The sequence below is a fragment of the Paenibacillus camerounensis genome (genome assembly GCF_000723885.1).
Taxonomy (GTDB): Bacteria; Bacillota; Bacilli; order Paenibacillales; family Paenibacillaceae; genus Paenibacillus_AQ; species Paenibacillus_AQ camerounensis.
Genome location: NZ_CCDG010000037.1, coordinates 1 through 24,605, shown reverse-complemented (window position 1 = coordinate 24,605; position 24,605 = coordinate 1). Strand labels below are relative to the sequence as shown.

24 protein-coding genes are annotated in these 24,605 nt (G+C 53.4%); 14 read left to right on the top strand and 10 right to left on the bottom strand.

Annotated features, from left to right (window positions below; all coding sequences use genetic code 11):
* Positions 1 to 10 precede the first annotated feature (10 nt).
* Positions 11 to 508, bottom strand: a complete 498-nt coding sequence (gene infC / locus BN3772_RS13900; RefSeq protein ID WP_039870606.1) for a translation initiation factor IF-3 — start codon at positions 506 to 508, stop codon at positions 11 to 13.
* A 304-nt stretch (positions 509 to 812) separates the two neighbouring features.
* A complete protein-coding gene (locus BN3772_RS13895) occupies positions 813 to 2,051 on the bottom strand; it encodes a glycosyltransferase family 2 protein (RefSeq protein ID WP_042200125.1) in 1,239 nt (412 codons plus the stop codon).
* Between the two features lie 408 nt (positions 2,052 to 2,459).
* Here BN3772_RS13895 and BN3772_RS13890 point away from each other — a divergent pair, with 408 nt between their 5' ends.
* Positions 2,460 to 2,987, top strand: coding sequence for a phosphatase PAP2 family protein (locus BN3772_RS13890; RefSeq protein WP_042173763.1), 528 nt, complete (start codon positions 2,460 to 2,462; stop codon positions 2,985 to 2,987).
* A gap of 58 nt (positions 2,988 to 3,045) precedes the next feature.
* Positions 3,046 to 4,161: a UDP-N-acetylglucosamine--LPS N-acetylglucosamine transferase gene (locus BN3772_RS13885; RefSeq protein WP_042200124.1), complete on the top strand. Its 1,116-nt coding sequence runs from the start codon at positions 3,046 to 3,048 to the stop codon at positions 4,159 to 4,161.
* A gap of 94 nt (positions 4,162 to 4,255) precedes the next feature.
* Here the strand turns inward: BN3772_RS13885 and trmB are convergent, their stop codons facing one another.
* Positions 4,256 to 4,972, bottom strand: a complete 717-nt coding sequence (trmB, locus tag BN3772_RS13880; protein ID WP_042200122.1) for a tRNA (guanosine(46)-N7)-methyltransferase TrmB — start codon at positions 4,970 to 4,972, stop codon at positions 4,256 to 4,258.
* Positions 4,973 to 5,268: 296 nt separating this feature from the next.
* Positions 5,269 to 5,451 (bottom strand): hypothetical protein, encoded by a 183-nt coding sequence (locus BN3772_RS13875; RefSeq protein ID WP_039870595.1) that lies wholly within the window; start codon positions 5,449 to 5,451, stop codon positions 5,269 to 5,271.
* 484 nt (positions 5,452 to 5,935) lie between these two features.
* Here BN3772_RS13875 and mnmL point away from each other — a divergent pair, with 484 nt between their 5' ends.
* The 5 genes from mnmL to BN3772_RS13845 all read left to right on the top strand — a co-directional run bounded on the left by mnmL (position 5,936) and on the right by BN3772_RS13845 (position 10,194).
* Positions 5,936 to 6,859 carry a tRNA modification radical SAM protein MnmL/YtqA gene (gene mnmL / locus BN3772_RS13865; protein ID WP_042182244.1) on the top strand — a complete coding sequence of 308 codons (924 nt, stop codon included), beginning with the start codon at positions 5,936 to 5,938 and terminating at the stop codon, positions 6,857 to 6,859.
* Complete coding sequence (gene mnmM / locus BN3772_RS13860) at positions 6,859 to 7,476, top strand: tRNA 5-(aminomethyl)-2-thiouridylate-methyltransferase MnmM (RefSeq protein WP_042200120.1); 618 nt, start codon at positions 6,859 to 6,861, stop codon at positions 7,474 to 7,476. The genes mnmL and mnmM overlap by 1 nt, the downstream gene beginning before the upstream one ends.
* Positions 7,466 to 7,855, top strand: coding sequence for a VOC family protein (locus BN3772_RS13855; protein WP_042200119.1), 390 nt, complete (start codon positions 7,466 to 7,468; stop codon positions 7,853 to 7,855). The genes mnmM and BN3772_RS13855 overlap by 11 nt, the downstream gene beginning before the upstream one ends.
* Before the next feature lie 40 nt (positions 7,856 to 7,895).
* Complete coding sequence (locus tag BN3772_RS13850) at positions 7,896 to 8,864, top strand: type I phosphomannose isomerase catalytic subunit (RefSeq protein ID WP_042200118.1); 969 nt, start codon at positions 7,896 to 7,898, stop codon at positions 8,862 to 8,864.
* A gap of 367 nt (positions 8,865 to 9,231) precedes the next feature.
* The gene (locus BN3772_RS13845; protein WP_042200116.1) at positions 9,232 to 10,194 is read left to right on the top strand and encodes an alpha/beta fold hydrolase; all 963 of its coding nucleotides are present in this window, start codon (positions 9,232 to 9,234) and stop codon (positions 10,192 to 10,194) included.
* Positions 10,195 to 10,384: 190 nt separating this feature from the next.
* Here BN3772_RS13845 and BN3772_RS13840 read toward each other — a convergent pair whose 3' ends face one another.
* From BN3772_RS13840 to recQ, 3 genes are read right to left on the bottom strand one after another with little or no spacing between them, the layout of a single operon-like run.
* Entirely contained in the window at positions 10,385 to 11,014 is a 630-nt protein-coding gene (locus tag BN3772_RS13840) for a nucleotidyltransferase family protein (RefSeq protein WP_244444744.1), read from the bottom strand.
* A 20-nt stretch (positions 11,015 to 11,034) separates the two neighbouring features.
* Positions 11,035 to 12,921 carry a B12-binding domain-containing radical SAM protein gene (locus tag BN3772_RS13835; RefSeq protein WP_042200114.1) on the bottom strand — a complete coding sequence of 629 codons (1,887 nt, stop codon included), beginning with the start codon at positions 12,919 to 12,921 and terminating at the stop codon, positions 11,035 to 11,037.
* A gap of 15 nt (positions 12,922 to 12,936) precedes the next feature.
* Positions 12,937 to 14,772, bottom strand: a complete 1,836-nt coding sequence (gene recQ / locus BN3772_RS13830) for a DNA helicase RecQ (RefSeq protein ID WP_042200112.1) — start codon at positions 14,770 to 14,772, stop codon at positions 12,937 to 12,939.
* 221 nt (positions 14,773 to 14,993) lie between these two features.
* On the opposite strand from recQ, the gene BN3772_RS31525 reads away from it, so the two are divergent.
* The 5 genes from BN3772_RS31525 to dhaS all read left to right on the top strand — a co-directional run bounded on the left by BN3772_RS31525 (position 14,994) and on the right by dhaS (position 18,487).
* Entirely contained in the window at positions 14,994 to 15,128 is a 135-nt protein-coding gene (locus BN3772_RS31525; RefSeq protein WP_280114388.1) for a hypothetical protein, read from the top strand.
* Between the two features lie 115 nt (positions 15,129 to 15,243).
* Positions 15,244 to 16,281, top strand: coding sequence for an RluA family pseudouridine synthase (locus tag BN3772_RS13825; protein WP_042200111.1), 1,038 nt, complete (start codon positions 15,244 to 15,246; stop codon positions 16,279 to 16,281).
* A gap of 622 nt (positions 16,282 to 16,903) precedes the next feature.
* Positions 16,904 to 17,419: a hypothetical protein gene (locus BN3772_RS13820; RefSeq protein WP_042200110.1), complete on the top strand. Its 516-nt coding sequence runs from the start codon at positions 16,904 to 16,906 to the stop codon at positions 17,417 to 17,419.
* Positions 17,420 to 17,444: 25 nt separating this feature from the next.
* Complete coding sequence (locus tag BN3772_RS13815) at positions 17,445 to 17,840, top strand: hypothetical protein (RefSeq protein ID WP_042200108.1); 396 nt, start codon at positions 17,445 to 17,447, stop codon at positions 17,838 to 17,840.
* A gap of 77 nt (positions 17,841 to 17,917) precedes the next feature.
* Positions 17,918 to 18,487 carry a dihydroxyacetone kinase transcriptional activator DhaS gene (gene dhaS / locus BN3772_RS13810; protein WP_042200106.1) on the top strand — a complete coding sequence of 190 codons (570 nt, stop codon included), beginning with the start codon at positions 17,918 to 17,920 and terminating at the stop codon, positions 18,485 to 18,487.
* 34 nt (positions 18,488 to 18,521) lie between these two features.
* Here the strand turns inward: dhaS and BN3772_RS13805 are convergent, their stop codons facing one another.
* Positions 18,522 to 18,869, bottom strand: coding sequence for a VOC family protein (locus tag BN3772_RS13805; protein ID WP_042200184.1), 348 nt, complete (start codon positions 18,867 to 18,869; stop codon positions 18,522 to 18,524).
* 235 nt (positions 18,870 to 19,104) lie between these two features.
* Here BN3772_RS13805 and BN3772_RS13800 point away from each other — a divergent pair, with 235 nt between their 5' ends.
* Positions 19,105 to 20,685, top strand: a complete 1,581-nt coding sequence (locus BN3772_RS13800) for an oleate hydratase (RefSeq protein ID WP_209443650.1) — start codon at positions 19,105 to 19,107, stop codon at positions 20,683 to 20,685.
* 395 nt (positions 20,686 to 21,080) lie between these two features.
* Here the strand turns inward: BN3772_RS13800 and BN3772_RS13795 are convergent, their stop codons facing one another.
* The gene (locus BN3772_RS13795; RefSeq protein WP_042200102.1) at positions 21,081 to 21,803 is read right to left on the bottom strand and encodes a DsbA family oxidoreductase; all 723 of its coding nucleotides are present in this window, start codon (positions 21,801 to 21,803) and stop codon (positions 21,081 to 21,083) included.
* A gap of 714 nt (positions 21,804 to 22,517) precedes the next feature.
* Here BN3772_RS13795 and BN3772_RS13790 point away from each other — a divergent pair.
* Positions 22,518 to 23,450, top strand: coding sequence for a glycosyltransferase family 2 protein (locus tag BN3772_RS13790; protein ID WP_042200100.1), 933 nt, complete (start codon positions 22,518 to 22,520; stop codon positions 23,448 to 23,450).
* Between the two features lie 103 nt (positions 23,451 to 23,553).
* Here BN3772_RS13790 and BN3772_RS13785 read toward each other — a convergent pair.
* Positions 23,554 to 24,605 (bottom strand): YhgE/Pip family protein (locus BN3772_RS13785; RefSeq protein WP_042200098.1); only part of this gene is annotated, 1,052 nt, incomplete at its 5' end.

Here is a 24,605-nt window from a genome sequence, read left to right as displayed (position 1 = left end):
GACTCCAGAATTATTGAGGCTTAGGAGCCAGAATCATAATCATGCTGCGGCCTTCCAGCTTAGGCTGGCGCTCCACAACAGCTATATCAACCACTTCATTCTTAACGCGTTCCAGGATCTTCTGGCCGATGTTCGCGTGTGTGATCTCACGTCCGCGGAAACGAACGGAGCACTTCACTTTATCGCCTTCACCCAGGAATTTGATCACATTGCGGAACTTGGTCTGATAATCATGTTCTTCAATGTTAGCACGGAACCAGACTTCCTTAAGATCAACGATCTTCTGATTCTTACGCGCTTCCTTTTCTTTCTTCTGTGTTTCATAACGGAACTTGCCGTAATCCATGATGCGGCATACCGGCGGTTTCGCCTGCGGAGCTACGTTGACTAAATCCAAATTCAGATCAATCGCCATCTGCAGCGCCTCGCGGATCGGCGTAATTCCGATTTGCTCACCTTCCGCTCCAACCAACCGGACCTCTCTGGCCCGAATTTCATCATTGATCATATGTTCCTTACTGATAACGCTCCACCTCCGGATCTATTTGAACAATTTGTTGCGGTTCTCCATAAAAAAGGGGTGCCGGTAACTCCCGACACCCCGTGTTTGATCAACGTTCATGAATTCTAACATTCATAAAGCATTGAGATCAAAACCAGCTGACATATTGCCAGTCAGGTGAGAAGCCGGTGCTTCTGCTTGCAATCCCTATGTTTTGCATACTTGAATACTATACACCAATGCACAAAGCTTTGTCAACACTTATAAAAGTCAGAAATTGAAGCCGGCTGGATGCAGCCTTGCATTGATATTAAACCTGCTTACTCTGTACTTCCTCGAGCCGGACAACCCGCGTATGCTTCGTGTGGCTCCACTGCTTGTTGTTCTGTGTGAAGAATGCATAGAACGTGATCGGGTACCAGGACAGCAGATAAATCGGGAAGACCAGGAGGTACAGATATACCTTCTTGTACTTCACCTTTTCCAGTGCCATTGCCAAAAGGAACGTCAGGATATTCGCACCAATGGCAATGTAGCTCAGCCAAATCGGCAGGTGTCCGTAAATGTTCGCAATGTTCGGGCCGTCAAACAGCGAGGTGTCAATCCACATCACTGCGGTCATCAGAAACGTAAGCAGAACGATATAGACATTAGCCCCGTACAGCGCCAGGTCAAACTTCGTCAGGCTGCGTTCCTTAATACTCTGCCACAGCAGCGGGAAGAAATAACGGCGGGCTACTGTAAAGTGGCCCTGCATCCAGCGCAAACGCTGTCTGGAGGAAGCCTTAAAGGTAAGCGGCTTCTCATCGAATACTTTGGCGTCATAATTGAATTTCGGATAGACGCCCTTGGAGGCGCTGCGCATGGTAAATTCCAGATCCTCTACCAGGCTGGTAGCGCCCCAGCCCATTTCCTTAAGCAATGCAGTCTCGAAGCACATGCCGGTTCCGCCCAGAAAGTTAGCCATCAGCAGATTGTGCCGTGACAGCTGCCACAGGCGGTTGATATACCAATACGATACCCCGTATGCGGCCGTGATCCAGGAATCCTCAGGGTTCTTCGTATCAATATAACCCTGAATGACTTTGGCGCCGGAACAAAGATCATTGTTCATCTCCATCAGGAATTCCGTATGGGCCAGATTGTCAGCGTCGAACATGACTACAGCATCATATTGGCGCGGCATAGCCCATAGCTCCTTAAGCATCCATTCAATGGCATAGCCCTTGCCCCGCAGGTTATTGTTGGTGCGGACACAGGCGTTCATGCCATGCTCCCTCACGATCTTTGCCGTCCCGTCCGTGCAGTTGTCGCAAATGACAAATACATCGTACAGATCCTGGGGATAATTAAGCTGCTTCAGGTTTTCCATCAGTGCGCCCACAACCTCTTCCTCATTGTGCGCTGCAACCAGAACTGCAAATGACTTTTCCGGTGCAAACTGCTCCTTTTTCTTTTTACGGTGCAGTCCGAACAACGAAAACGTGAACTGATAGACTGCAATTGCCGCCAAGATCACTTGGAGCGTAACAAACAGTGCGTCTGCCATGATCTTTTGATGCCCCCTTTTTCATTAGTCTGCCAATATTATTTGTCTCTGGCAGGTTAAACGATGTTACTGACCCTTTTGTTGCATCCCTTACAATAGTTAAGCAAGTTCCCTTATCCGCGGCCTGGCTATCATTTATTTGTATAACGTTTAAAGGATGGTATAGGGATTCCCGCTGTAACGGTTTCCTCATTTTCTCTGTTACCTTTTAAACGCGTCCGGTCCGCTTGAATCATTGTACGGTGTCAGGGTTCTTAAGTCAAAACTGACAAATTCCGCGCTTAACCAGAGCTTTTCCTTGAAATGGACTACCTATAAAACGTATGATAAAGACAGCTTTGGGGTATTAATTTGGACTGGCGGCAACAGCGCCAGCTAACCTCAGCCGGACTATCGGAGGGACAAGATATGAGACATTTATTCATGAAACTACATCTCTGGGAGCGCCGTCTTTTCAAATGGATTAACGGCCGCCTGCATAACCCTTTTCTGAACTTCTGGCTCTTCTATCTTACCCATCTGGGCGGCGCTACAAGCGCAATCGGCATTAATGTGCTAATCTGGGCCTTTGCTCCCCAGCCGCTTAGAACAACAGGCCTTCAGGCTCTCACGGCGCTGGCGGTCAGCCATCTGCCTGTAGCCGTCGCCAAAAAGCTGTACCCGCGCATGCGGCCGTATCTTGCGCTTCCGGGAACCAATACGTTCCACAATCCGTTAAAGGATCACTCTTTTCCATCAGGCCATACTACAGCTATCTTCGCCTCTACGGTTCCCTATATGGCAGCCTATCCTGCACTTACCGTTGTTCTGCTGCCGCTGGCGTGCATTGTCGGCTTCTCGCGGATTTATTTGGGGCTCCATTATCCTTCGGATGTGATGGCTGGCGCAGTAATCGGCAGCGGCGTTGCAGCAGGCACGATTGCCCTGTGGATCTGAAGTCCCGGCAGCAGGCAAGGACCCGGGAAAACCATTTAGGGAACAGGTGAATCAAACATTGCGCAAAAAAAGAGTATTGTTGCTGTCGGAAGGTTTTGGTGCAGGACATACGCAGGCAGCCTACGCTTTGTCCAGCAGCCTGCGCAGCTTGTCGCCTAATATTCAAACCAAGGTGCTGGAGCTGGGTAACTTTCTTAATCCCAAAATGGCTCCGCTGATTGTCTCAGCCTACCGCAAAACGGTAACCTCCCAGCCAAGGCTGATGGGATACGTCTACCGTCACCAGAAATCATTTAACCGTCTTACCACGCTTGCCCTGCACCGCTTATTTTATACGCATACACAAAATATTGTGCGGCAGCTAAAGCCTGATATTATTGTCTGCACCCATTTCATTCCGGGTGCCGTAATATCGCGGCTTAAGCGTCTGGACCCCGGCTTCAAGGCTCCTCTGGTTACAGTCATCACCGATTACGATGCCCATGCCAGCTGGATCAGCCCGGAGGTAGACCGGTATTTTGTCTCCACCCCGGAGGTGAAATCGAAGCTGCGCCGGCGCGGCGTTCCTGCCGCCAAAATCCGGGTGACCGGCATGCCGGTTCATCCGAGCTTCTGGGAGCATCCCGGCAGGCAGGAGATTCTTGAGCAGTTCAGCCTGCAGGATCTGCCAACTGTGCTGGTCATGGGCGGCGGCTGGGGCATGATGAACGATCAGGTGATTAACGAGGCACTGGCCGGCTGGCGGGAGAAAGTACAGATTGTCTTTTGCCTCGGCAGAAACGAGAAGCTGCTGGAAGAAATGAGGGCTGACCCTGCTTACCGGCATCCGAACATTTCACTGCTCGGCTTCACCCGTAACATAGACAGGCTGATGGAGGTCTCGGACCTGCTTGTGACGAAGCCCGGCGGAATGACCTGCAGCGAAGGCCTGGCCAAGGGGATTCCGATGCTTTTTCATAACCCGCTGCCTGGACAGGAAGAGGAGAATGTCCGTTATTTCACCTCAGCAGGCCTCGGGGAGCCGATTTCCTCTCTTGAAGTAGTTGACAAATGGATGGAGCGGCTGCTCTACCATTATGATGATGTACAGGCTAAGCGGAAGAGCCATCTGGAGGATATAGCCAGATTCAACCCGCTGCAAAGTGCCCAGAGCATTATTGATATGCTGGATTGAGGTAGACAAGAACAAGGGGAATATGATAAAAACGGCAGCCGCGGGAATTCCCGTGACTGCCGTTTTTATCTTTGCTGCCGCAGACACACATCTGCTACAGCCGGTATTTGTCCAGGCGGCCAGCCTGATAGCGCGCCAGAGCCTCTGCTCCGACAATCGCCTCGCAGCGGTGAATATTCACACCGCGGTTATAAAATTTAGTCTCATATTCTGTCATTACATGCTCTTCGTTAATAATCCCATCTGTATGCAGATCCAATGAAATATTCTTCATCTGCAGACCGAAATCGGCAAAGGCATTCAGCGAGAATTCAAACAGGCTGCGCGAATCCGTCTTCAGATGAATTTCACCCAGCGGGCTGAGCAGTCCGCGGTATTTGTCGAGGAAGCGCGGATGGGTCAGACGGCGGCGGGCATGCTTGCTTTTAGGCCACGGATCACTGAAGTTGAGATAGATGCGCTCCAGCTCCCCCGGTGCAAACACTTCCTCCGCATAGTCGATATTCGCCAGGGCCACCTTCAGGTTGGGCGGGGTCTCATGTCCTGCCGGCTCCCATACCAGTCTTGCCTTCTCCGCCGCACGGCGGATCAGCTCATCGTACATATCAACGCCGATAAAATTAATACCGGGATATTTAAAGCTCATCTGGCTGATAAACTGCCCTTTGCCCATTCCGAATTCAACATGGATCGGGTTATTATTGCCGAACACCTCTGACCATCGCCCCTTAAGGCTCCGTGGATCGAGAACCACCAGGTCTGTCTGTTCCTCCAGGCTTTCACGTATTCCTTTTCTTCCGCGTAAACGCATAGTATTCCTCCGCTTGTTCTCTTATACACTGCTCTTTACTGCTACTTGAAACATTGTGCCGAACTTGTCCGCAAAAGTAAAGGGATTTACTCTAAAAACAGCAAAAAGGAATTCTCCGGAGGGCAGGAAGCGGCCGCTGGAGAATTCCTTTTTTGAAAGATAAGAATTTATATGCTTTGCGCAATAAAAAATCCTTCTCTTTCTCGCAGAAACGGATATCGCCCATAAAAGGCCGACAAATGCCGTTTCTACTTGTTGTATTTGGAATTGGGGTCCATTTTTCAACAGTTCATAGTCTACCTTGCCGGCGAATCAAAATCAAATTTCTTTTCAAAAGCGTTTCTGATCTTGCGCTGTGCTTCGGTCTTGATCTTATGATTTCCGTTAAATTCAACGCCGGTAAGCGCCAGGGCCTCATCGGGAGTTAGCTGTACATCAATCGAACCTTTACCTTCGGCATAAGCCGTTTGAGAATTCATCGTGATCACCTCTTAGGTTTAGTATGGGCGGGACGACACGAAAGTATGAATTCAGGAATAGAGTTTTTAAGTTGCTGCAAACGTTTTTTTTACAATTCAAATATAACATATAGTGTAAGCATTTACAAGGAAAATAGCGGGTTTTCCCTGCCTATTTTTCACCTTTTTTCCGGGTGCCAATATTACGCTTGACGCTGAATTTTGATACAATAGACGAGTTAGCAAGTAGAAATGGCTTCGCGGTCCTTCAGGGAAGTCGGCAACCGTTTCTGCGAGGAATATCAGACCTGTGTAAAATCCTTAGACTTACACTATCTGATGTTTAAAGAAATGGCTGCACTTCTTGAAACAGACCGTATGCCTGTTCGATACAAATATAAGGATTATGCCGGCCCGGCTGCTGATGCCAGGCTCTCAAAATAAACGTTCTTATATTTAGGAAAGGAGCTTCACCGTGAGTCTTTTACAGACCTCCTCTCCGCTGATGTGGGGAGATAAGCGGTTCCATACCTGGAACTACGAAATGCGCGAAACGATGGATACGAAGGTGTTCAAGGTCATGCTTGACGCCGGCTTTACCTGTCCGAACCGTGACGGCTCAATCGCCAAGGGAGGCTGCACCTTCTGCAGCGCCAGAGGCTCCGGTGATTTCGCCGGCAGCCGCCGCGACGATCTGGTCACCCAGTTCAACAAGGTGCGTGACCGCCAGCATCTGAAATGGCCGAACGCCAAGTATATCGGTTATTTCCAGGCCTACACCAATACATATGCCCCGGTAGAGGAGCTTAGGGAATATTATGAGATCATTCTGCAGCAGCCGGGCGTGGTCGGCCTATCCATAGCCACACGGCCGGACTGCCTGCCGGATGATGTTATTGAATATCTGGCGGAGCTTAACCAGCGGACCTACCTGTGGATTGAAATGGGTCTGCAGACGATTCATAACTCCACCTCGGACCTGATCAACCGTGCCCATGATTCCCAGTGCTATATCGATGCTGTCGCCAAGCTGCGCGCCCACGGCATCCGGGTCTGCACCCATATTATTCACGGCCTGCCGCAGGAGACTCATGAAATGATGCTGGAGACTGTGTCGGCTGTGGCTGCCATGGATGTGCAGGGCATCAAGATTCACCTGCTGCATCTCATGCGCAAGACACCGATGGTCAAGCAGTACGAAGCCGGCCTGCTGCGATTCATGGAGCAGGACGAATACGTCAAGCTGATCGTTGACTCTCTGGAGCTCCTTCCGCCGGAGATGATTGTCCACCGCCTTACGGGGGATGCACCGCGTGAAGCCCTGATCGGGCCGCTCTGGAGCCTGAAGAAATGGGAAGTGCTGAATGCAATTGATGCCGAGCTCGTTGCACGCGGCAGCTGGCAGGGTAAGTACTGGAGGAAGGCCTGATGGGCTTCCTGTCCGTTCTCAGCTTTGCCCATAAGGTAACCGCGGAGCGCCTGGCTTCCGGCGGACTCGCCGTTGACGCCACCGTGGGAACCGGTGCGGATACGCTGTTCCTCGCCAAGTGCGCGGGCGCACGCGGCGGGGTGTACGGGTTCGACATCCAGCCTGCGGCGCTTACGCTTGCGGAAGAGCGCCTGCGGCTGGCCCGGGAGGAAGCGCCTGCTGCGCTTGCTCCCGTAACGCTGCTTGCGCGCAGCCATGCAGCAATGGTTGAGGCCGTGCCGCCGCAGTGGCACGGCAGGGTCTCGGCGGTGATGTTCAACCTCGGCTATCTGCCGTCAGGCGATGCCGACAAGACCATCATCACCGAGACCGGGAGCACGCTGGCTGCGCTGGATGCCGCCCTGACGCTGCTGCGTCCGGGCGGCATTGTTACAGCCGTGCTCTACCCCGGCCACGACGGCGGCGACCGCGAAGCCGCCGCCGTGGAAGCCTGGGCTGCGGGCTTGCCGCAGCGGCTTGCGCAGAGCATTATTTACCGCCAGCTGCAGCGGGGCAGCGCCCCTTACGTTATTGCAGTTGAGAAGAAAAAAGGAGCTGAATCCCAGGATGGCAGTTAGCAAGATCGAGCACATCGGCATTAAAGTAGCACAGCTTGAGCAGTCTCTCGCCTTCTATCAGCAAGTAATCGGCCTTACCCTGCAGAACACGATCGGTGAACCGGGCGACAGCCTGCGCCTCGCTTTCCTGAGCTTCCCCGGACAGACCAGCGTAGAGATTGAGCTGATCCAACGCGTATGGACCGGGCTGCCCGATGAAGGAAAGGTCAGCCACGTCGCTTTCACCGTCACCGGAATCGAGGCTGAACACAGCCGGATAGCCGCGCTGCAGCTTCCCGGGCTGACGGATATCAGTAAGCTTGCAAACGGCAGCCGTTATTTCTTTTTTGACGGTCCGGACGGTGAAAAGCTCGAGTTTTTCGAATCAACGCGCAGATAATAGAAACAGGTTAAACCCAATTGGAGAGGAAGATACTGTAATGACAAAACCATATCCGCTTAAGTTTCAGCCAGAGTTCAAAGAACGCGTGTGGGGCGGCCGTGCCCTGGAGAAGTTTGGTCTAGATCTGCCGGAAGGCCATATCGGAGAAGGCTGGATGATCGCTGACCATCCGAACGGCGTATCCTCGGTTATTAACGGTGAGCTGGCCGGACAAGGCCTGGATCAGATCCGTGAGCAATTCGGCCGGGATTGGTTCGGCAGCAAGGGCATTACCGGAGAAGGCACCCGTTTCCCGCTGCTGATCAAGCTGCTTGACTGCAATGACAATCTGTCTGTACAGGTACACCCGACAGATGATTATGAGGGATTGCCGAAGGGCGAACTGGGCAAAACAGAAATGTGGTATGTACTTGACGCTAAGCCCGGTGCCAAAATTATCTACGGCCTGAAGGAAAACGTTACCCGCGAAAGCCTGCAGGCTGCGCTGGAGAACGGTACGGTGATGGATACTATGCAGGAAATAACCGTTGCCGCAGGCGATGCCTTCTACATTCCGGCCGGAACCGTGCATGCTCTTTGCGCCGGTGTCGTTGTAGCGGAGATTCAGCAGAATTCAGATACTACATACCGCATATATGATTATGACCGCCCGGGCCTTGACGGCAAGCCGCGCGAGCTGCATGTTGAGGACTCACTGAACGTTACTGCTTATGAAGGCGCCGGCGCCACTTCCATGAAGACAGACAGCGCTGTTCCCGGCGAATGGCTGCGAATCGCCTCCTCCCCTTATTTCATCGTCGAAAAAGGGATTGTCAACGGGGAATGGAATCTTTCTACAACCCCGGACAGCTTCACTATTCTGGTCATCTGCGAAGGCAGCGGCCATCTGACCTGGGAGGGCGGCTCCCAGCCGTATGCCGCAGGCGAATGCTACCTGCTGCCGTCTACGCTTGGCGCATATGGTATTGAAGGACATTCCACTGTGCTTCGCTCTTATTTGCCATAGGAATATGCTGTAGGAGCGAGGAAACCAGGTGTATGCTTTCGAGTACACTTTCGAAGCAGTTTTGTACGGAGTAATCTCACAGTAGAGTCGCTTACAAAATAAGCATATGCTTTCGGAGTGAGTTTTGTTGATGTTGTCTCCACGAAGAATTCTCTACAAAACCAGGCATATGCTTTCGAAGCAGTTTTGTACGGAGTAATCTCACAGTAGAGTCGCTTACAAAACAAGCGTATGCTTCCGAAGTGAGTTTTGTTGATGTTGTCTCCACGAAGAATTTTCTACAAAACCAGGCATATGCTTTCGAAGCAGTTTTGTACGGAGTAATCTCACAGTAGAGTCGCTTACAAAACTTTCAGGAGGACATACAATGAGGGAAAACAGCTTTACGATGACCGATCCCTTAGGCGTAAACATTCATGTCTACGTGTGGCTGCCTGAACCGGAGGCTCCGGTCAGAGGTGTAGTGCAGATCGCCCACGGCATGTGTGAGACCGCTGCCCGTTATACACGTTTTGCCTCAGCATTGACTGCTGCCGGATATGCCGTCTACGCTAATGACCACCGCGGTCACGGCAAAACGGCCGGAAAGGTCAACCTGCTTGGTGACACCGGTGACAACGGCTTCTACTGGATGCGGCGCGATCTGGTGCAGCTTGCGAATATCGCACGTTCCCGGCATGAAGGCTTGCCTGTCTTCCTGCTGGCTCACAGCATGGGCTCCTTTCTCGGCCAGAAGCTGATGTGCGAGGAGGGCAGTGATATCTATGCCGGTTATATATTAAGCGGCAGCAACGGTCCCCGCAATATGCTGCGGGCCGGAGAATCGCTGGCGGCGCTGCAGCTAAGGCTTCAAGGCGAACGCCACCGCAGCGTGCTGCTGAACGGTATCGTATTCGGCGCCTACAACCGCTCGTTCTCTCCTATCCGCACGGCCTTTGACTGGCTGAGCAGTGACCCGCAGGAGGTCGACCGCTTCATCGCCGATCCGTTCTGCGGAGCGATCTGCACGACCCGCTTCTTCCGGGATTTCTTCCGGCTGCTGCGGGATATCCATTGCCGTGAGACTTTGCAGAGCCTTTGCAAGGATAAGCCGGTCTATCTGTTCTCCGGTGCCAATGATCCGGTAGGCATGAACGGTCAGGGCGTGCTGCGCCTGGCCTCACTCTACGAGGAACAGGGCCTGACTGATGTGGAATGCCGCCTGTATCCGGAGGGACGTCATGAAATGCTGAATGAGGTGAATCACGAGGAGGTCACCGCCGATATCCTCGACTGGCTGGTCCGCCATCTTCCGGCAGAGTCCCTTCTGCTGCAGCCGGCTGCGAACTGAAGTGTATTTAAAGTGATATAACACAAAGAAGCCGTTCCTGTGCCGCTGTTTGGCTGAAGGAACGGCTTTTTATAATTAGTGCTGGCTGCATTACTCTTTCCAGCAGACGGCCCTCTTGTTACAGAACAAGAGGGCTTTCTATTGCTTTAGTTACGCGGAACAATGTGTATGAAAATATGCTGTCGGCCCGTTAATATTCCCAAGGGATAATCTGCAGCTCCGGCCATTTCGCCTGCCATTTCTCTGCCTTGCCGCGGTATACAGCCTCACTGATCAGTGTCTTATTCGGCCTTACTGTCAGGCTGAATAGATCCTCCAGACCAAAGGGAGCGTAAACATTCCAATCTCCGGCCGGCTCAAGTCTGGCTCCAAGTGAGGTTGCTGTTGTCGGCCAGCTGTCAATGGCTGCTTCTAAGCTGGAATAAGGTCTGATCCGCACACCGAACTTTTCCGGATACCACAGATGGACACGGGCCTGATTCTTAATATCCACTGGAACGGAGATCCCGTTAAAGCGCTCCATCCCCTCAGCAATCCGCTCCCCTTCCGCCTCAAAGCTAAGGTCATCCGGGTAAAAATAAACCAGATCAATATCGCTGATGCCGTACTCTGCCGGGCGGCCGGTCAGCTGATTCCATACGGTCTGGACAAGGCTGCCAGCCCCAACATAATAAGGTAGCGGATCCAGATATTGCGCCTTGCGGAAAACCTCCATCAGCAGCGGGCTCTCCCGGAATACGCCGGTCAGACGTTCATGATACAGCCGCCCTTGAAAGCCCGTTTCATCCCCCTGCCGTGAATCCTGGAATCCGTCAGCCACTTCAGCATCTCTCCCTGCATTTAACTCAAAGGCAAAGCATAATACTGCGCACGCTGGCTCTCATCCTGCTGATACAGCACAATCAGCAGGGTACTGCCTTCTGTCTGCGGCGCAGCTACCGCTACTGCTGCGGATGCCGCATATTGCGCCTTCTGCTCTGCATCAGCACCTGCTGTATTGCCTGTGTCTTCTCCTCCGGCAACAAGCAGGGCTTCCTGCTCCTGCACCGTATCCGCCCGCAGCCCGCTGATCGAATCCAGCACAGGTGCAAGCCGGAACGGCAGCACCTCGAGCACCAGGAATTTCTGCAGCTCACGCTCGCTGTAGCCGGCATCTGCAAGTGCTGCGGAGACACGCTCCGGATGAGCGGCGATTTCTTTCATGTGGCGCGCCCAATCCGGCTTCTCCAGTGCGTTGTCCCACCAGATTTTGCGCGGCTTGTACTTGTGCCCCAGGAAATAATCCAGCTTCATCAGCCCTGTAATAATCTCCACCTGCGGGGTGTCCCTGTCCGTCAGGAACGCATGCAGCCGGGTGAACAGATCCTCCAGCTGATGGCCGATCTTCTGCCAGCCCCGCTCCTCCCAGTAATCACCGAACTCCTGGAAGAAATCAAACGGTGACTCAAAAACATGGCGGATCAGATACTTGACCGTATGATCCAGCCGGTGGCTGTTCCAGTATTTCTCCAGTACATCCTCCAGCCGCTTCAGCGAGATAATATCGGAGAAGGACATGACGTGGGAGCTGAGAATCTCGTATGGCGCATGCTCCATGTAGGTGTAATCGTATTTGGCCGCCTGGGAGCGCAGCCCGGTGCCGCGCAGCATTTTGAGGAAGCCCAGCTGAAGCTCCTCCGGCTCCATCACGAACACGTCGTTGAAGGTCTTGCGGAAGGTCGCATAATCCTCCTGCGGCAGCCCGGCGATCAGATCCAGATGCTGGTCGATGTTGCCGCTGGCTTTGATCTTCATCACGGTACGGGACAGCTTGGTGAAATTCTGGCGGCGCTTGACCAGCTCATTCGTCTCATCGTTGGTCGACTGCACGCCGATTTCAAAGCGGAAGATACCCGGCGGCGCATTCTCGGACAGAAAATCCAGCACCTCCGGCCGCATAATGTCGGCTGTAATCTCGAACTGGAACACACAGCCCTGATGGTTGTCAATTAGGAACTGGAACATTTCCATCGCATAGCTGCGGTTGATGTTGAACGTACGGTCCAGAAATTTAATGACCTTCGCCCCGTTATTGATCAGATAGAGCAGATCCGACTTCACCCGCTCAATATCGTAATAGCGTACACCGACCTCGATACTCGATAAGCAGAACTGGCAATTGAACGGACAGCCCCGGCTGGTCTCAAAATAAACAATCCGCTTGCTTAGATCCGGCAGATCATCGGCGAACCGGTGCGGTGTCGGCAGTGTGTTGAGATCGCTTTTGGGACGCGGAGGGTTGACGATCAGCTCTTCGCCCTTACGGTAGGCTGCCCCATAGACAAAATGGAATTTGCGCTCATCCCGCAGCTCCTGCAGCAGATGGTGAAAGGTCTCCTCCCCGTCACCGTTAACGACAAAATCAACGCCCGCCTCCCGCTTCATCCAGTAGAGCGGCTCATAGGATACTTCCGGCCCGCCCAGAATAATCTTAACTTCCGGCAGCACCTGCTTAAGGATACCGACCAGCTTGATCGTCTCCTCGATGTTCCATATATAACAGGAAAAGCCGATCACATCGGGCTTCTTCTGGAATAAGTCTGACACGATATTCATCGCAGGATCTTTGATGGTGTATTCCGCCAGCACAATATCCGGGAATTCATGCTCACTGTACGCCTTAAGGAGACGGATAGCCAGCGAGGTGTGGATGTACTTGGCGTTTAATGTGGCCAGGACGATTCTCATGCCTTATAACCTTCTTTACATATCATTTTGAAAAAACTCCAGGAACGGCTTGCCGTATTTCCGGTACTTCACTTCCCCGACGCCCTTCACTCTCAGCATCTCCGCTTCCGTCTGCGGACAAACCACACTCATCTCGCGCAGGGTCGCATCATTAAAAATAATATAGGACGGCACATGCTCGCGCCCCGCCAGATCGCGGCGGATCAGGCGCAGCTGCTCAAACACCGTCTCGTTGACGGCGGACGGTGAATGATCGTAGCCCCGGCTGCGGCTCCGACCGGAGCCCGCTCCGCCGGTAACCAGCGGCCGCGCCACCCGCTGCTGCACCTGGCGCTGGCCGCGCAGCACCTCGGCAGCCGCCGGCTGCAGCCGCACTACAGGATACTGGCCCTCTGAGAGGGCCAGATACCCCTCCGAGATCATCACATTGATGCTCTCGGTAATTTCCTTCTCCGTGCGGCTCGACATCGCACCATGCGTCGGCAGCTGCTCGAAGCCGTACTGCAGCACCTTCTGGTTGCGGGAGCCCTTCAGCACCGACGCCACCAGCGCCACCCCGAAGCGCTCACGCATGCGGTGGATGCAGGAGAAGATCTTCTGCGCGTCCACGGTCATATTGACCAGTTCGCGTTCATCCGTGCAGTTGCTGCAGATTCCGCACAGGTTGTCCTCATCATCTTCGCCGAAATAGGCAAGCTGCGCGCTGCGCAGGCAGCGGGTCGTATAGCAGTAGTCGATCATCTGCTGCAGCTTGCGGTATTCATTGGCCTTGCGCTCAGCATCCTGCGGGTTCTGCTCGATCAGGAATTTCTGGGTCATTATATCCTGCGCGCTGAACAGCAGGATACACTCACTCGGCTCCCCGTCCCGGCCGGCGCGCCCGGCCTCCTGGACATAAGCCTCCATATTCTTCGGCATGTTGTAGTGAATAACATAGCGCACGTTGGATTTGTCGATCCCCATTCCGAACGCATTGGTCGCAACCATAACCCGGATGTCGTCATAGAGGAAGCCTTCCTGGCTGTCCGCCCGCTCCTGGTCGCTCATTCCGGCATGATAGCGGCCTGCGGCAATTCCCGAAGCCTGCAGCCGCTGGTGAAGATCATCGACCTCTTTGCGGGTCGCAGCATACACAATGCCCGGCTGGTGTGAATGGCTTGCAGCATAGTCGAGCACAAATTCGCGCTTGTTCTCGCCGCGCAGCACTGACATCGCCAGATTGTCCCGGCCCAGCCCGGTCATGAACACGCCCGGCTGGCGCAGGCGCAGCAGCCGGACCATGTCCTCCATTACCTCCGGTGTCGCCGTCGCCGTAAAGGCAGCGAGAATCGGCCGCTGTGGCAGTTCCTCGACAAACGGCGCTACTGCCAGGTAGCTGGTTCGGAAGTCATGTCCCCACTGCGATACACAGTGGGCTTCGTCTACAGCCACGCAGGAGATGGAAAGGCCCGCCATCTCCAGGCGGAACCAGTCCAGCTCCAGCCGCTCGGGCGCCACGTAGAGCAGCTTCAGCTCGCCTCGGCGTGCGGCGCGGATCCGCTCGTTCACTTCCTTTCCGCTCAGGGTGCTGTTAATGTAAGCGGCCGAAATACCGGCCGTGGTCAGGGCATCCACCTGATCCTTCATCAGCGAGATCAGCGGCGAGATTACCAGTGTCAGGCCCGGCATCAAAAGCGCCGGAACCTGATAACAGATTGATTTGCCTCCGCCGGTCGGCATGATACCCAGCGTATCGCCGCCTTCGAGCAGATGCTGTACGATTCTTTTCTGGCCTTCCCGGAAATCGGGATAGCCGTAATATTTCTGCAGTTCAGCCTGCGCCTGTTCCATAGTAGGTGCTTGTATATTCATCGCGATCATAACTCCTAAAAGTTTCTGAGAATCCCCGTTATTCAATCTGCTTTTTATCCTCTCTTTAGTTTACCGGGCAACGGGGCATTGAGCAACCGCAGAAAGGACAATTTAAGCCCCCCTTCGTACTGCTGCCTGTTCTTTATTCAGTGCCTTATGCCTGCATTGCCCAGCCAGAAGGAACCCCTCCATACTGCCAATCCAAAGGAGCGGACCCTCTGGTGCTGCTGGCGGTTGACCGGAATATCCGCCGGACCAGCAGCCGGGCGAGCGATTCCAAATATGCAGCTGTAACGGGCCGGGCCTGTACAGGTGCAGCCGGGTTCATACCCGCCGGACTGCTGATTCATCTGTAACACAGGGCGCGGCGGTGCCGGTTGCAAGGCTTGGCTTTCGCGGCGGCTCCATAGTATTTCTTCAGCACCCGTGGTATATTGAAGAGTACTCTATTACAGGACGGAGAATGTGGCCATGAACACAAGAAGAAATCCCAAGGAAGCAGCCAGACGGAATGCCAAACCAGGTGCCTCCTCCCAGGCACAGTCACAGCCAAAACCGGGTGCAAGAACCCGTTCCAATAAACCGGGCAACAAGCCTGGTCCGGCAGCCAGAGCAAAGGCTGCGCCTCAGGTCAAAAGCTATACCGTATCCGAGCCGTCCGAGCTCCTGCCGTTCCTGCTGGACAAGCTCAGCGGGCGCGGGCGCAATTCTGTTAAATCGCTGCTGTCCCGCGGGCAGATATCCGTGGACGGCAAGGCCGTTACAAAGCATAACTATCTGCTGCAGCCGGGCCAGACCGTAGCCCTCGATCTTGAAAAGCAGGTCCAGGCCAAGGAAATGGCCGGACTGACTATCGTCCATGAGGATGATGATCTGATTGTCATCCAGAAGGATGCCGGACTGCTGTCGATTGCCACCGGCGACGAGAATGAACAAACCGCATACCGCCAGCTGATGGAGCATGTGCGCCTCGGCAATCCGCGTAACCGTATCTTTGTAGTACACCGGCTGGACCGTGACACCTCAGGTGTGATGATGTTCGCCAAAAGCGAGGCCGTGCAGCAGAAGCTGCAGATCAACTGGAAGGACACCGTCAAGGAACGCTCATACGTGGCGCTTGTGGAAGGAGCCGTCAAAAAAGCCGAAGGCACAATCAGCTCCTGGCTGAAGGAAACCTCCACACTCAAAATGTACTCCAGTCCGCATGAGGGCGACGGCCAGCATGCTGTGACCCACTATAAGCTGATCCAGGCGAACCGCCACTTCTCCCTGCTTGAAGTGCGGCTGGAGACCGGACGCAAAAACCAGATCCGCGTCCATATGGCCGACATCGGCCACCCGATCGCCGGAGACAAAAAATACGGTGCCGAGACCAAGGCAGTCGGCCGGCTCGGCCTGCATGCCCGTGTGCTCTCCTTCGTTCACCCGACAACCGGTGATCTCCTGACCTTCGAGAGCCCGATTCCAAAGACTTTCCTGAAGTACACCGCGCCGGCACCGGCGAATTAAGAAAGAATACGACGGCAGATGACCGGGGCAGAGAATGAATGAGCTGAAAGCAGAGCATAAATTGGCCGGGGCTGAGCATGCTGAGCATGAAATTGGCCGGGGCTGAGCATGGTTTGACCGCAATCTGAGTATGATTTGACCGGAATCTGCACCGCCTCCCGAGTAACAAAGCAGATAGTTGCACTTTGTGCAGCTATCCTGCCTGATTACTGGTGATTGTCCAAAATAACTGCACTTTGTGCAGTTATTTTTGCGTTTTTCCTGTAAATATCGCTTAATTGGCGAATATAGATACACAAACTACAGTTATTCTCTCATTTTCCCGATAATACGTCGAAATAAGTGTATAAAGTGCAGCTATGTCGGTGTGCGACCTGAGTTATCCAGTTCGGGGCAGCCCCGCATGAAGCGCACCAGCTGCAAAAGGGGTGCTCGGACAATAATACCGCCTGGACACCCCTTTACCCTTAGCCTACCGGGCCCGGCACAGCACAGCCTGCCCGGCGATCATCCCTTCATTTCCGTATTGCAGACATTCTAAAGAAAGCCCGATGCCGGAACATTTCCGCTCTCTTTTGCGTCATGATACAATAAAAAGAAAAAAAGGTAAGAAGGTGCTTTCTTGTTCCACCCTACTGTTTTTGACAACATCAAGATTGCCTTTGAAAATCAGCTGTACGACTACGATAATCTCGACGGTATCCTGACGATTTCAGGCCGCACCGACCTGCTCAATCTGGCCGTAATGTCCAGGGAATTCACGCTTGCCTTTAAGCTTACGGACGGAATGAAGGTGACCTCAGAGGTCGTCCTCCGCTCCTCTGTGAAGGAGCTCAGCGATGAAATCATGGAAACGCCGGACAGTGATCCCGGCTGCAGCCTGCTGCTCCGCTTTTATATGGAAATTACCGACACAGCGCTCCAGTGCCCGGCAATTGAACGCGTTCTGACTGGTATCTGGGGGCCTGAGCTGAAGCCTGAGCAATCTCTAAGCTTCCGCTATGCCCAAGAGGAACAGACCTACAACAACTGTATTCAGCTTACGTTCAAGCGGCAGATCACCGAGGAGCAGATGGAGGATATCCCGAGCCTGCTGACCCATCTGCTGCAGAGTGCGGAAGAGCTGGAGAGTATTTAATCTGACTACACGGGGTGAACCGGCTATGAGATTTCTGCCAACCGCCAAAAACAACATCTGGTTCCGCTGGATGGCCGTCTACGGCCTCCTGTTCTGGGCAGTGATGCTTCTCTACCGCTTTGTTGTGCTTGCTGAGCCTTTTGACATAATGATCGCCCTGCGGTTCGGACTGCTTGCACTGGTGGTGTCCGGCCTGTTCAATCTGCTCGGCTGGCTCGGCGGACGGCTGGTCTGGTACCTGTCCACGGCGGGGCTGATTACCGGACTTGTTCTGATGTTCAGCTACTCGTACAGGGATATGTCGGGCTGGGAGGATCTGGCGGGCTTTCTAACTTTCGTATTGTTTACAATGGGCGGTTTCGCGCTGGGACTGGCGGCAGAAGGAATCTATTTCCTGGTTAGGCGCAGGCGTCAGGCCTAAGGCGGGCTTTAGAACGTGACGTACCCGGCAGCTACACATGCTTCTATTTCAAAGGACTTCAAAATGAGGTGACCCTTATGTCTACTTCCTTTCTGACCAAAAAAGCACTGGCCAATTCCCTCAAGCAGCTGATGGAGCACACTCCGCTGAACAAAATCACCGTCAGGCATCTTGTGGAGGACTGCGGCTTGAACCGCCAGACCTTTTATTATCATTTTCAGGATATTTTTGAGCTGCTCGGCTGGATATACCGGACAGAGGCAGTTGAGGGCATTGCCCGGTACCGCAGCTACAGCACATGGACGGACGGCTTTTACAGAATCTTTTGCTATATTGAAAATAACAAAGCCTTCTGCTGCAATACACTGGATTCCCTCGGCAGAACGCATCTGGATACCTACTTGTATGAGGTGACCAGCGATCTTGTTATGGGCGTGCTTCAGGAGCTGTCAGCCGGGATGGACGTCAGCTGTGAGGACAAGGCGTTTATCGCCAATTTCTACACACTGGCCTTCACAGGACTTATTATTCAATGGATGCGCAGCGGCATGAAGGACCAGCCGAAGCATATGATTGAACAGCTCAGCGTGATGATTGAGGGCAATTTCACCAAAGCGCTGCATAAATACGAGAAAAAGCTGACGTAACCTCCCGGTACGCAGCTTTTTTTGTATATACCCGTTATTTCTCCCATAACTCAACCAGCCTGCCGTCAGGGTCCTCGATCCAGATAAATGTCCCGTATTCACCGGTCTGCCGTTCCCTTGCAAGGGGGATACCGAGGTGTTCAAGATGCCCCATCATTTCGTTCAGACTGTCTACTTCAAAGTTCAGCATCACCTGCTGCCCCAACGGAAAATACCCGTCATCCCCGGTAAAAAAGGAAAAGGCCGTCTCATTTCCCGCCTGTGGTCTGATCACCGTCCCGTTCCACTCGCCGATATCCAGCTGCAGCACTTCACTGTACCATTTTTTTGTTGCCTCCAGGTTGCCTGTTCTCCAGAATATTCCGCCAAAACCCTTGATCATCGCATCCAGCTCCAGTCTGTCAAGCAAATTTGCGCCTATATGGCTCTCTTAACTATTCGGGGGATACATTAATGTTCCTTTTTCGGTATTGTTGTCAAATCACTAGACACTTTATGCCAAATGACCAAAATCTGGACACTCCGGGTGTTTTGATTATACTCTCTGCTCCGCTCTTGGATTACATTAGGTGCAGCAAGTGAACAGCACATCAAACAACCCTATGGAGGCGACTTTTGTGACAAAAGAGTATGGTAACCGGCAGGTTTATTTTGTAGGCGGCGGCATTGCATCCCTTGCGGGAGCAGCTTATCTCGTCAGGGACTGTAATTTTGCGGGATCAGATATTCATATTATTGAAGAAATGCACATTCTCGGCGGCAGCAATGACGGTATAGGCGATGTGGATCAGGGTTATGTGATCCGCGGCGGGCGGATGCTTAACGATGAAGTATATGAAAATCTGTGGGAGCTGCTGAGCACCATCCCCTCTATCGACCATCCGGGACAATCGGTGCGCGAGGAGATCATCGCCTTCGATACTGCAAATCCCACACATTCCAATGCACGGCTGATCGACCGTAGCGGCCAGGTTCAGGATGTGCTGTCGATGGGCTTCGATATGGCCGACCGGCTGGCGATGGGCAAGCTGATCATTACTCCCGAGGAAGCGATGGGCAAGGCACGGATTAATGACTGGTTCGGACCGCATTTTTTTGAGACAAATTTCTGGTATATGTGGGCGACTACCTTCGCTTTCCAGCCTTGGCACAGTGCAGTTGAGTTCAAACGGTACATGCTCCGCTTCATGCATGAGTTTCCGCGGATTCAGACACTGGAGGGAGTAACGCGCACTCCTTATAACCAGTATGATTCCATTATTCTGCCGCTGCAAAAGTATCTGGAGCCGCTTGGCGTGGACTTTTCATTAAAATGTACCGTAACCGACCTGCAGTTCAAGGACGGCGACGGCATTACAGTTACTCAGATGAACGTGCTGCGCGAGGGCGTTGCGGATGTCATTGAGGTAAAAGAAGATGACCTCGTCATCGTCACGAACGGCTCCATGACCGAGGGCTCAAGCCTCGGCTCCATGACTGCTGCCCCTGAACTGAACGGCAAAGGCAGCTCCTGGAAGCTGTGGGAGAACATCGCCGCCAAAAAGCCGGGGCTTGGCAATCCGTCTCCTTTCGCTGATTGTGTGGATGAATCAAAATGGGAATCGTTCACCGTCACCTTTCAGGATTCCGTCTTCTTTGACCTGATGGAGCAGTTCACCCGCAACCGGGCCGGCACAGGCGCGCTTGTCACCTTCAAGGATTCCAGCTGGTTCATGTCGGTGGTGCTGGCCTTCCAGCCGCATTTCCGCAATCAGCCGGAGCATGTCAAGGTATTCTGGGGCTACGGGCTCTACCCGGACAAGGTCGGTGATTTCGTCAACAAAAGAATGTGCGACTGTACCGGGGAAGAGATTATGCAGGAGCTGATCGGCCATCTGCATTTTGAGGCGCACCGGGACGAGATCATGGCGACAGCCAACTGTATCCCGTGCATGATGCCGTACATTACATCCCAGTTCATGCCGCGGCTTGGCACTGACCGGCCGCAGGTAGTTCCGGCCGGCTCAACCAATCTGGCATTTATCAGCCAGTTCTGTGAAATTCCGGACGACGTTGTGTTCACGGAGGAGTACTCTGTACGTGCAGCGCGGACCGCTGTCTACACCCTTCTCGGCATGGGCCGTCCTGTGGAACCGATCCGCCAGTACCATTACGATGTGCGGACGCTGTTCGCCAGCTTCGTGACTTCGTTCAGATAGCGGACGGGGCGCTGCTGCGATATTTGCTGCGGTTTAATGCTGTAATCTGCAGGCTTACAGGAATCATCGTCACATATCATGTGAATCTATCGCAAAAACGCCAGATCTCCATTTGCGAGGTCTGGCGTTTTGTTGTGTAAGCTGCACAGCGCAGGGAATAACTACGCCGGTAATTCTAACCAATTTGCCGAAAATACCATAAATTCAGATTAAGGAAGCCAATAGCGTCATCTGAGTCCGTTAGAATCCATAGTTACTAAGTAGAGGCATAATAACGTCCCTGCTGTCTGTTAGCCGGGGGGCGGCTGGAACAGTTTCCCAATTAAATCCGGCATTCTCCGGTCGATTTAGCCATCTGCAGCGGACTCTTTAATCCGCTGCGGTTCAGCAATCAATCAGATGCTGCAGGAGCCGTCATCGCAGCCTTCGCCTTCCGGCGTCTGGGACTTGGGCTGGCCGACAACCTGTAATGCAGGCTTGCTCTGCTCTTCCGCCCAGACGGTGCCAAGCACCTCTGTAAATACCGGGCCGGGCTGTGCACCGGATACGGCATATTTATTATTGAAGACAAAGAACGGTACACCGGTCACATTCAGCTGGCGGGCTGCGTCAATATCCTGATTCACCTCAGCCGAATAAGCATCGCTGTTCAGGACGGCGGATACCTCTTCCGCATCAAGGCCCGTTTCGGCAGCCAGCGAAGCCAGGACATCATGCTTGCCGATGTTCACCGAGTCGGTGAAGTACGCTTGCAGCAGACGTTCAGTCAGCTCCTTGTCTTTGCCTTTGGTGGCAGCGTAATGGCTCAGGCGGTGTCCGTCAAAAGTATTGGTTGGCACCAGTGTATCAAAGTTAAACTGCAAGCCGACGCCCTGTGCCTGCTCTGCAAGCTGTTCGTTCATCGCTACAGCCTTATCACGGGTCATTCCATACTTGGAGGCCAGCATTTCATGAATATCTCTGCTTTCATCCGTCCGGGCTGTCGGGTCGAGCTGGAAGCTGCGGAATACAACCTCCACCTTATCGCGGTCCGGGAACTGGCTCAGCGCGTGTTCCAGCCGTCTTTTGCCGATGTAGCAGAACGGGCAGGCATAATCAGACCATACATCTATTCTCATTGTGAGTACCTCCTAATTGTTGATAAAGCTATTTAATGGTGCCTGTTCGTACCGGAACAACCGCGCACTTCTCCAGGCTTCATTAACAAATAATATGTCACTTACTATTATATAGTTATAAACCGAAAATTACAAACGCATTATTTGACTCTGCACATGGAGGAACAAGCACAAATTCAGCTGAATAGAAAAAACAGCTAATTCGGTACATTAGCGGCTTTGAGGGTACATTCAATACGTTTAAGCGGCGTTTTTCCTAATATATAGATTGAATTGATAACTTTTTATTTCGGGGTCGGCCGTGGCTCCAGGAATATTTGGACTTCCGGCCGCTGTTATGTTTGGATTTCCTAATTTAAACCGCTGAACGCGGTAGAAATCCAAACATAAAGGCGGACGCTCCGCTCCTACAGTTCCAAAATTCCTTCCGCCACTTCTCCCTTACTTTAAGGTTTCAAGTTCAATCTATATAATATCTTCCTGCGGATTAGTACAGAGGAATTAAGCAGTGATTATCCAACTAAATTTAACACAGCGTAATCAGCAGGCAAAAAACGTCATTCTGGTGCAATCCTGCAGCAAAAAAGTACACAAAAGTGGTATATACGGCCTCCCGGGGGTGAGGGTACACTTGGGTTAACAAGATTTTATCCGGAAGCATTCTTAATCCAAGTCAAACGGACGGCTCAGGGCGTCCCGGAAGGAGCAGGCAGCATGCATGATGTATCCATAGTCATTCCCACGCGCAACCGGATCAGCGATCTTACGCTGTGCATTGAATCCATCGGCAGGCAAACCGAGCTGGAGGATGTCTCAATAGAGCTGCTGATTGTCGATGACGGCGAGATTGAGGACAGTGTCCTGGCGCATTTCCGTAAGGTGCTGGCCCAGATGCCTAACGCCGAGCTGCATTATTACCGCAAAACCAAGCCCGGCGTCTGGCTCTCCCGCTATGAAGCACTCGGGCTGATTGACGGTGAGATCGTGCTGAGCTTCGATGATGATGCCGAGCTGGACGACCCGCTCTATATCCGCCGGATGCTCGACACCTATACATCCGATCCCTCTATTGCCGGCGTCGGCGGCATCGCCAAGGGTCTGTCCAGCAGTGCATCCGGGAAGCTGCTCGGCAGACTGACCTGCCAGATGTCAGCTTCACCGGGCAGACTGTCAGCAAGCACCCTTGCAGGCTCACTGCTGCTCTGGGGGGAGACGGAGAATATTTTTGAGACCGACTTCTTCCACGGCTGCAACATGTCATTCAAGCGTGAGGCACTCAAGGACATGAAGCCTTATCCATGGATGACCAGCTATGCCGTGGCTGACGACATCTACATGTGCCACCTGGCCAGCAGATACGGCAAGCTTGTCATCAACCCTGAGATGAAGATTACCCATCATGAGTCGCCGAGTTCCCGGGATAAAGCCGGACGGGTAGCCCGGGCCACGGCGGTGAATCATTACTATCTGCTTAATCTGCGCAAAGCACCGGTCAAAAATTACGCCGCCCTCCTCTGGACGCTTACTTATCTGACCGGCAAGTCTACGCTGAAGCGCAATTTCAATGCCGTATCCGGTTATGCCAGCGGCATTTGGTTTGTCCTGAATCCACGAAAGAACAAATACAGGGAGTACATGCTGGATTAGCCGTCCCCCTCCCCCACAGCTGCGCTGCCCGCAGCCATCCGCCGCTCCTCACAACAAAACTCCCGCACCGCCTTAGCAGGCGTGCGGGAGTTTTTCATTTCATTTAAACTGTCAGCTCCTGAACGGAGGTTTTCGTCCGTTTGCCGCTCTGGCGCAGGAAGTAGAAGAACGTCAGGCCGAGGAACACGGCGGCATAGCTAAGCAGATAGACAATCTGCTCACGCATCAATCCGTAGTCACCGCTGGCGATGATCGCTTTGTAGCCCACGATGCTGTGGGTCATCGGCAGCCAGGGGTTAACCTTCTGCATCCACTGCGGAAGCAGCTCCAGCGGGAAGGTTCCGGCGCTGGAGGTCAGCTGGAAGATCATCAGCACGATCGCCAGGAAGCGGCCCGGATTATCCAGCCAGGTTACGAGCGCCTGGACAATCATCGTGAAGGTGAAGCTGACGATCAGCGTGAACAGATAGAACAGCGGTACGCTCTGCACCTCCAGCTTCAAGCCGTACAGGAGGACTGCATCGGCAAGCACTGACTGCAGTACACTGACCAGCATGAACATTAGCGTACGGCTGGCGAACCGGCCCATCGGGGATGCATCCGGTACACTGGATTCCCGCAGGGAGAATACCGTTGTGAACACCAGAGCTCCCATAAAGAGCGCAAGCGATAAGAAATACGGGGCGATGCCCAGCCCGTAATGATCCAGCTTACGGTCAGTGTTCTCGACCAGCTTGACCGGCTCAGCGAACATGCTTACCGTATCATCGCCGGAATTGACGCTTGCTGTATCAGCAGCAGCATCATTCAGCTTCTGCGCCAGCTCCCCGCTGCCGCTGGCCAGCTTGCCGGAGCCGTCCTGCAGCTCACCGGCGCCGTCCGTCAGCTTGCCGGCGCCCTCTGACAGGCCGTCGACGCCTCCGGACAGCTTCGTCAGCCCTTCAGCCAGCTGCGAAGCACCCTGCTTCAGGGCCGAAGCCCCGGCAGCCAGCTTGCTGCTGCCGGAGGTCGCAGCATTCAGCTTGTCGCCGAATGTGCTCAGGCCGGTGACCAGCTGCGTTCCGCCGCTGCTCAGTGCAGCAGCGCCGTCATACAGCTGCTGCTGCGCCCCCGTCAGCTGCGTGCTGCCCGCCAGCAGCTGCTCCTGGCCGCTGT

Bases quoted from the DNA above. Each gene is read 5' to 3' on its own strand.
- infC (WP_039870606.1), bottom strand. From the start codon at position 508: ATGATCAATGATGAAATTCGGGCCAGAGAGGTCCGGTTGGTTGGAGCG.
- BN3772_RS13895 (WP_042200125.1), bottom strand. From the start codon at position 2,051: ATGGCAGACGCACTGTTTGTTACGCTCCAAGTGATCTTGGCGGCAATT.
- BN3772_RS13890 (WP_042173763.1), top strand. From the start codon at position 2,460: ATGAGACATTTATTCATGAAACTACATCTCTGGGAGCGCCGTCTTTTC.
- trmB (WP_042200122.1), bottom strand. From the start codon at position 4,972: ATGCGTTTACGCGGAAGAAAAGGAATACGTGAAAGCCTGGAGGAACAG.
- BN3772_RS13875 (WP_039870595.1), bottom strand. From the start codon at position 5,451: ATGAATTCTCAAACGGCTTATGCCGAAGGTAAAGGTTCGATTGATGTA.
- mnmL (WP_042182244.1), top strand. From the start codon at position 5,936: ATGTGGGGAGATAAGCGGTTCCATACCTGGAACTACGAAATGCGCGAA.
- mnmM (WP_042200120.1), top strand. From the start codon at position 6,859: ATGGGCTTCCTGTCCGTTCTCAGCTTTGCCCATAAGGTAACCGCGGAG.
- BN3772_RS13855 (WP_042200119.1), top strand. From the start codon at position 7,466: ATGGCAGTTAGCAAGATCGAGCACATCGGCATTAAAGTAGCACAGCTT.
- BN3772_RS13850 (WP_042200118.1), top strand. From the start codon at position 7,896: ATGACAAAACCATATCCGCTTAAGTTTCAGCCAGAGTTCAAAGAACGC.
- BN3772_RS13845 (WP_042200116.1), top strand. From the start codon at position 9,232: ATGAGGGAAAACAGCTTTACGATGACCGATCCCTTAGGCGTAAACATT.
- BN3772_RS13835 (WP_042200114.1), bottom strand. From the start codon at position 12,921: ATGAGAATCGTCCTGGCCACATTAAACGCCAAGTACATCCACACCTCG.
- recQ (WP_042200112.1), bottom strand. From the start codon at position 14,772: ATGAATATACAAGCACCTACTATGGAACAGGCGCAGGCTGAACTGCAG.
- BN3772_RS13825 (WP_042200111.1), top strand. From the start codon at position 15,244: ATGAACACAAGAAGAAATCCCAAGGAAGCAGCCAGACGGAATGCCAAA.
- BN3772_RS13815 (WP_042200108.1), top strand. From the start codon at position 17,445: ATGAGATTTCTGCCAACCGCCAAAAACAACATCTGGTTCCGCTGGATG.
- dhaS (WP_042200106.1), top strand. From the start codon at position 17,918: ATGTCTACTTCCTTTCTGACCAAAAAAGCACTGGCCAATTCCCTCAAG.
- BN3772_RS13805 (WP_042200184.1), bottom strand. From the start codon at position 18,869: ATGATCAAGGGTTTTGGCGGAATATTCTGGAGAACAGGCAACCTGGAG.
- BN3772_RS13795 (WP_042200102.1), bottom strand. From the start codon at position 21,803: ATGAGAATAGATGTATGGTCTGATTATGCCTGCCCGTTCTGCTACATC.
- BN3772_RS13790 (WP_042200100.1), top strand. From the start codon at position 22,518: ATGCATGATGTATCCATAGTCATTCCCACGCGCAACCGGATCAGCGAT.